General features: G+C 60.8%; 5 protein-coding genes. All 5 read right to left on the reverse strand.

What is annotated here, in order from left to right; translation table 11 throughout:
- Positions 1 to 444 precede the first annotated feature (444 nt).
- A complete protein-coding gene (locus tag AC5JJ6_RS36490; RefSeq protein WP_496046733.1) occupies positions 445 to 2,520 on the reverse strand; it encodes a multicopper oxidase family protein in 2,076 nt (691 codons plus the stop codon).
- Between the two features lie 307 nt (positions 2,521 to 2,827).
- On the reverse strand, positions 2,828 to 3,022 hold the full coding sequence (locus AC5JJ6_RS36495) for a hypothetical protein (RefSeq protein ID WP_496046734.1): 195 nt from the start codon (positions 3,020 to 3,022) through the stop codon (positions 2,828 to 2,830).
- A 768-nt stretch (positions 3,023 to 3,790) separates the two neighbouring features.
- A complete protein-coding gene (locus tag AC5JJ6_RS36500) occupies positions 3,791 to 4,258 on the reverse strand; it encodes a type II toxin-antitoxin system YhaV family toxin (protein WP_496046735.1) in 468 nt (155 codons plus the stop codon).
- Positions 4,259 to 4,343: 85 nt separating this feature from the next.
- Entirely contained in the window at positions 4,344 to 4,703 is a 360-nt protein-coding gene (locus tag AC5JJ6_RS36505; protein ID WP_496046736.1) for a type II toxin-antitoxin system PrlF family antitoxin, read from the reverse strand.
- 567 nt (positions 4,704 to 5,270) lie between these two features.
- On the reverse strand, positions 5,271 to 5,649 hold a 379-nt coding region (locus AC5JJ6_RS36510; RefSeq protein WP_496046737.1), incomplete at its 5' end, for a formate dehydrogenase subunit gamma.

Here is a 5,649-nt window from a genome sequence, read left to right on the forward strand (position 1 = left end):
AACGCGGCGGCTCCGGGAGCCGGCGCCGTCATGGCCTTGAAGAGCAGCAAGGGCACCACCGTCTCCCCGGTCGGCTTCACCACCCGGCGCTGACGGCCGGCAATCCTCTCCCGAACAAGAAAAGGCCCGCCACCCCTTCCAGGGTGGCGGGCCTTCCGTCGATGAAGCGACCCGCTTCCGAGCCGCTCATGTCCTGCCCCACGGGCGCCAACGTAAGACGTTCCTGGCCGTCACGTTGACATTCTCCCCCACTATATCGTCATGCCAAGACTTGATCTTGGCACCTCCCGGCGAAAGCTGACGTGAGGACTTCAACCTGAAGTCTCGATGTCATCCCCTCATCTCCTGAAAGGAGATACCAAGATCAAGTCTTGGCATGACGGAAAGTCGGAAGAGATAGCCTAAATTAGAGCCTATGGGTCATGTCCAGGCACGGTTTCCCCATCAGTGGTGACCGTGCGTCACGCCACCCTGCCCGTCCGGAATGCCGATGTTGACGTTCTGCATCATGCCCTGGTCCTCGTGGTCCAGGATGTGGCAGTGCAGGACAAACTGGCCGATATAGCGCTCGTACCGGGTCCGGATGACGATCTTGTAGATGCCGGTCGGCGGATCGGTCAGGGCTGATGGCGACGTGATCAGGCTCTTGACCCAGAGCGTATCCTTCCAGACGCCTTGAAGACCGGGATACTGCGGATCGACGCCGGTCGGGTCCGCGTTGTCCACCGCCCCGGACACGCTGACGTCCTTGCCGTTCGGATCGACGATCTTGACGATCTGGAACGGGTTGACGTGGATGTGGAAGGGATGGCTGGCGAAGTACGACCGCAATTCCCACTGCTGGACGCCGCCCAGCGGCAGTTCCCGGTCGATCCGGCTGGCGGAATAGGGTTCGGCACTCGCCGGCACGTAGTTTCCGGCGGCATTCTTGGTCATCGTGAAGTTGTTGCCGACCTCGAAGGTGGCATTCGCCGATGACGAGGTGTCGATAAAGAACACCAATTCCTGATAGCCGTCGACTTCGTCGTCCTTGATCGTCGGACGCGGCACGAAGCTGGTCAGCTTCAAGCCCTCCTTCAGATCCTTGACGACCTTGCCCTTGACGATGGGATCGGCATAGACGCGTTCCGCCGTGGCGACGAGCTGCTCGGTCAGCGCCTTCCGGATGGCATCGGCGCCGGACAGGGTCGTACCGTTCCCGACGGAAACGAAGCCCAGGATCTCGCGGCCGCTGGCGGCGTCGCTGACGTTGCCGGAAGCGGGGGTAGCGACCTCGCTGACGCAGTATTCGCCGGCTTCGGGGAAGATCACCAGCAGGTCGTTGCGGTATCCCGGCTGCAAGGTGGTCGCCGTGACCTCCTGCGCCTTGGCCATGGTCAGGCCGTCCGAAGCGACGATCTGATACGGCACCGGATCGCCGACGCATGAGTCCTGAACGAACTGGTCGGAATCCTTCGCTTGCAGATGCAGCTCGTCGATCGGCCCGACGCTCGACTTCAGCTTGCGGAACTGAACGGTGATGGTTTCGCGCACGCCGGCATGGACCAGACGCCAGCGCTCCGCCAGACCGCTCTTCGGCACCTGGAAATGCGGCAGGATCTGGCCGTTGATGCTGGTCCAGCGGCCCGACGCGGCCCAGGTTCCGGGGCCGAACTGGGCGTAGGATTCGATGACGCCGGTATCGCCCGGCAGGCAGGTCCAGTCGACATTGCCGTTCGGCAGCATCTGGACGTTATGGTCCGGCCCTTCGCAGGCATACTGGATCTGCTGGAACACCAGCAGCTTTTCCGGGATCGACGCGCCCTTGGCATCGACCAGCAGCGTGTCCAGGTCGCCGTTGGCGACGGGCGTCGGCGGACGGCTGCCGCGCACGACCAGCGCGCCGGCCATGCCGCTGGCGACCTGGAGCGCCGTCGAGCCGTGCAGGTGCGGGTGATACCAGAACGTCCCCGACGGGTGGTCCGACGGGATGTTGTATTCGTACTGGAAGCTCTTGCCGGGCAGCAGCTTCAGCAGCACGTTGTCGCTGTTGCCGGTCGGACTGACCCACAGGCCATGGGAATGCAGGTTGGTGCCGTTGAAGCAATGGGGAGTATCGGCCGGCACGCTGCTGTCGGTGCAGGTCGGATCGACCGGCAGCTTGTTGTTCAGCGTGACCCGAACGGTGTCGCCCGGCGCCACTTCGATCGTCGGGGCGATATAGGGCCGGTTCGGATCGGTATCGGTGCCGACATAGCCGCGCAGCCGGACCTTTTGGTCATGCCCGGTGCTGGGGTCGAACAGCCTGCTCTCGACATACTTGATGTCCAGGTTGTACGAGCGCTCGTTGCTGACGCGAGGCCCCGGAGCCGGCAGCCGCAGCAGCGACGCCGCGCCGGTCGCCGCCGAAGGCTGCCCCAGCACGGGCGGATTGCCGAACACGCGGTTCGACGGCTTGTCCTGCGCCGATGCGCCGGACGCGGCGGCCAGAAGCACCAGCGCGGCAGCCGCCCCGGCCAGCCCCGCCCTTGATCCGTTCAATGAATTGCTACGAAAGCCTGACACTATGGCACTCCCCATGAATGGGATTATTGGCGGGAAATCAGGCAACAACCATCCGTCGGCCAGCGCCAAAGCGGAGCGGCCGGAACGTCGCGGTTTATTGAATACTACGATATTCCCGTAATGGTACGCAGAGGCGTCACGATAACGCCTCGCCGGTCATATGACAACAGGCATAAACCGTGCATTTCCGCCCTGAAATAAAGGCGGAAATGCTCGCCGTAGACGCGGCCTCCGGCCGCGTTCAAATGCGCAGGTGTGAAAGAAGCGCGGCCGGAGCCCGCGTCTACGCCTCCACCCCCTCGTCGTCGGAAGCGGCGAGCATCGCGCGATAGATGGCGCGAGCCTGATCCTCATCGACGCCGGCGGCATCCATACCCGCAACCAGCATACTGCCGGTCGGATCGCGAGGCACGGTGACGAAACCGGACTTGCCGACCAGCTCGATGAAGTTCAGCGCACGCTCCATCAAGGGAGACACGGCCGGACGGGTCCGATAGTCCTCCAACCGAATGATTTTGGTGCCACGGTAATACGAAGCCTCCACGAAAAGCGCGGCGGCGGAATCAGCCCACGACTGTTCACATTCCGAACACAGACATGCTTCCCCCGGAACCGCGACCTGTCCCCAGCGCCGATAAAGCCTGGAGACGAGTTACGGTTCAGGCGACGGCAGAAATCCTGGCGGATACGACCCTGATAGTTCTCCCTGGGAAGCAGGGTGTACCCGCCGTCGCAGCGATCGGAATCGAGGACGGTGCGGCTGTGGTCGGTCGCCAACGGGCGCGAATTAGCCTTTTCCAAGGAGCATGAATCCTTGGCCTCATACATAACCTTCAGCGCAGAAGGAAGCCTACTGGCGTCCGCCTCAATTGACGGCACTGCTCGGCCGTGGGATGTGGAAGCCGGCAACTGCCTCGCGGCACTCGGACATCTGCCGGAAGGCTAAATCGCCTTCACCTCAGATGGTCGCTATCGCTACGGTGGGGAAGTTGGTGGTGGGTTCTGGCATGCGATCAACCTGTGCCGGTTCGAAATAGGTGAACTCGACCCTTATCTGCCAACTCCACTCCTGCTTCCTGAAGATCAAATGCTGGTGCCTTGGATGGCCGGCAGTTGGTATTACGCGGCGCTTCCGTATCCGCCAAAACCGGTCAGGCGCTGATGTTACGCGGCTTCCAGCCGTATCTACGGCCGCTGCCGGCGATGCAGGTTCATCACCCTGGAACGCGATGAGAGCCTGTGTTTTCTAATCGGAGCCAACAACCTGCCTGACGAGATCGTCCCACTTGCCGGGAGGGTTGCCCGACTTGAGCATCTTGCTGAACACCATGTAAGGATCGGTCTTTGCCCCTTCCTTCCTCAAGGAGTTCTCGTCATTGACCCAGCAATAGATGATGATCTTCGACGTGCTGTCGAAACGGAAAAACAGCCGAAAGCGGTTTTTCAGAAACTTGGCCCTGAACCAGTTTTTGTACTGGTCGCCAAGTTTCGTGCCCTGCCGATAGTCCTTGTGATTAGGATCAGCGGGGATTTCGTCGAGAATCAAGGTGTTGATACGAGCAAGAATTTTGGCCTTGGGATGGCCTGTGTAGTCGGTAGGGTTCTCGGCAGCAAGGCGACCGACATCCGCGACAAGGCCGTCGTAAACAGTTTTGAATGCGGGGTGCGTGAATAGTTTCCAGCCGTTACGAGTGTCGAAAGGAGAGTTCGGCATGAATGCGGGCCTTCTGGAGAAACGGCGGAATCAAGAAGGCCGGGACGGTTCACACGCCGTCCCGGCCTGGATAGTGAATTCGCAGTTAAAGCGTTATGTCGTCGGGGATCTCGTCGTCGTCCGAAACGACAACGTCGCGGGTGAGTTCGACGCCGCGGGAGATTTGCGAAGACGACAAAGGCGTGATGTGGTCAGGATGATCGATGGCATCACGCTCGATGAATGTAAGGAACGCTCCGATCATGGGATCTCCGCGCTGTTCCTGCTCTTGTTCGGGCGTGTCATCCACGACATGCACCAGCAGCGTGCCACGACCGATGATATGCGCCTCGACAGTCGATTTTTGTCGAAATTCGGGGTTCTGCCGGAACAATCCCTTCTCGAAGCGGAAGGCTTCCGACGTTCCGGTCGTGGTGATCGACCCTTTGTAAGGGACCATTGGCATAACGACCTCCTATGCTGCGCAGTATGATTATACGTATGACAGCGCCGCGTCAAGACGGTACCCGCCGCTTCAGTGCGCCAGATGGCACTGCCGGCAGCAACAGAGATGAAGGAAAATTTTCTTAATATTCTTGTGCTAAAACAAGAACCATAAGGCGGTGCCCTGCCCCGGCAATGGTCTCGCCCGCTGGATCTTTGACATTCAAATCAGAAGAAAGCCAGCCCCCACCCGGCCCGGCCAGTACCGTTTTGCCCATCGAAGCCGAAGGAACATGACGTTTGATGACGTTTAGTGACGTTTCGCAACCCCGAACGCCGTTCTCGATGTCACTATCCCTCGCATTCCCGGCCCTCCCGCACCACAACGTTTCATGTCGTTTGATTACATTTCACCACATTTGGAGCACAGGACCATGGTCATAAGCCCGCTACCAGCACCTCAACATCCCTGCCCCGCCAGTGACGCGAAGTGACGTTGAGTGACAAACGACGACGCGCGGCGGAAATTTCCGCCGCGCGTCTGTCACCACCTTCAACACCAACAACAACCCCAACCCCGACGGAAGCCTTAGTCGGCCCCGGCTTCCTGTCCGGCGATCCGGCCGGCACCGGCACCCGTCGGCACCTTGCTCGGCCCGTCCCGCGTGTCGGTCGAAATGCCTTCGCTCTTCAGCCAGCCGGCGTGGTGCTCGCGCGCCCAGTTCAGGTCCACTTCGCCGTTGCCCATGGCGTCGAAGGCGCCTTCCATGCCGATGGTGCCGATATAGATGTGGCCGAAGATGACCGTCACCATGACGGCCGTTCCCAGCGAGTGGACGATGTGGGCGATCTGCATGCCGCCGACGCCCGTCAGGTAGAACGGGAACATCAGCATATAGCCACTCAGCGCCATCGCCATGCCGCCCAGCACCACCGTCCAGAAGATCATCTTCTGGCCGGCGTTGAAG

This window comes from Skermanella sp., from assembly GCF_059503625.1.

Coding starts and splice junctions, on each gene's coding strand:
- AC5JJ6_RS36500 (WP_496046735.1), bottom strand. CDS start 4,258: ATGCCGAACTCTCCTTTCGACACTCGTAACGGCTGGAAACTATTCACG.
- AC5JJ6_RS36505 (WP_496046736.1), bottom strand. CDS start 4,703: ATGCCAATGGTCCCTTACAAAGGGTCGATCACCACGACCGGAACGTCG.